The organism is Citrobacter sp. VF227 (genome assembly GCF_052950715.1).
The window spans coordinates 1-1090 of record NZ_JBRFVF010000057.1; the positions used below are offsets into that span (position 1 = coordinate 1).

Sequence of the window (1090 nt, forward strand, 5' to 3'; positions counted from 1 at the left end):
GTTCGAACTCGGCCAGTGCGGCGAACAGGTGGAAGGTGAGCTTGCCGTTGATGGTGGAGGTGTCGATGCCTTCGGTCAGCGAGCGCAACTGGACACCGGCGTCATCGAGGCGCCGCACCAATGCAATGAGATCGGGAAGCGAGCGGCCCAGACGATCGAGCCGCCACACCACGAGTTGGTCGCCCTCGCGTGCGTAGTGGAGGGCCGCGGCCAATCCGGGCCGGTCGGCTTTTGAACCCGACGTCTTGTCGTCAAAGGTCTTGCCGCAGCCGGCCCGAGCCAGCGCGTCGTGCTGCAGATCCAGCTGCTGGTCCTCGGTCGAGACCCGGGCATAGCCGATGAGCAAGCGTCGGCCCTTTTCTGGTCAGGAAAGTCGTCTCGCACGATGCCGGCTTTCCGCTGTTTTGCTGACCTGTTTTCTTTACCGCCAACCCGCAGGGAGCGCGAGTTCAAAGTCGGACCGCCGCCGGGCAGGCAACAAAGCGCTCCTTTGCCTGCCCGAAGCCGGCATCCCCGCCGAACCCGATTGCCCACATTTTGTGATGCGCTCCTGGTCGACCATCGTTTCGATCAACCGCCGGGTGAATAAGGCGGTGCATCCGATGACCGACATGGACCACTGGCACGTAGCCGATCAATGGAACTTGGCCGAGGACGGCTTCGGCGACTGCGAGGACTATCAGCTCCTGAAGCGCCATCTGCTCGCCGAGGCGGGTCTGCCGCGCCGGGCGATGCGGATGACCGTGGTCGTGGACGCCAACGGCGAGGGTCACGCCGTACTCACCCTGCTGACCGATCGCGGCGACCTCGTCCTGGACAACAAGACCAACGACATCTTACCCTGGCACCGGACCGGCTATGTCTTCGTCAAGCGCGAGAGCCAGGACGCCATCGCCTGGGTGTCGCTGGGCGGGGTCACCTCGCCCGTCACCACGGCGAACCGTTGAGAGGGGATAGTCGCTCGACCGGGCACAGCCTCGGCGAGGATGAGGCGACCGTCGGCTCGATGCCGTTCGTGCCCGTGCTGCGATGATTCCACCTCATATCATGCGCAGGGGACTCCGATGCGGCTAGTTTCGGTGATGGTCCT

At 64.4% G+C, this 1090-nt stretch carries 2 protein-coding genes; one reads left to right on the forward strand and one right to left on the reverse strand.

What is annotated here, in order from left to right:
* Nucleotides 1-346, reverse strand: a 346-nt coding sequence (locus ACU8YC_RS24965; RefSeq protein WP_446895953.1) for a recombinase family protein, incomplete at its 3' end; no start/stop codon positions are given.
* On the opposite strand from ACU8YC_RS24965, the gene ACU8YC_RS24970 reads away from it, so the two are divergent.
* On the forward strand, nt 339-947 hold the full coding sequence (locus ACU8YC_RS24970; protein ID WP_446895954.1) for a transglutaminase-like cysteine peptidase: 609 nt from the start codon (nt 339-341) through the stop codon (nt 945-947). The genes ACU8YC_RS24965 and ACU8YC_RS24970 overlap by 8 nt on opposite strands.
* The last annotated feature ends 143 nt before the right edge of the window (nt 948-1090 follow it).

Excerpts from the sequence above, each read along its gene's own strand:
- ACU8YC_RS24970 (WP_446895954.1), top strand. The coding sequence starts at position 339 with ATGAGCAAGCGTCGGCCCTTTTCTGGTCAGGAAAGTCGTCTCGCACGA.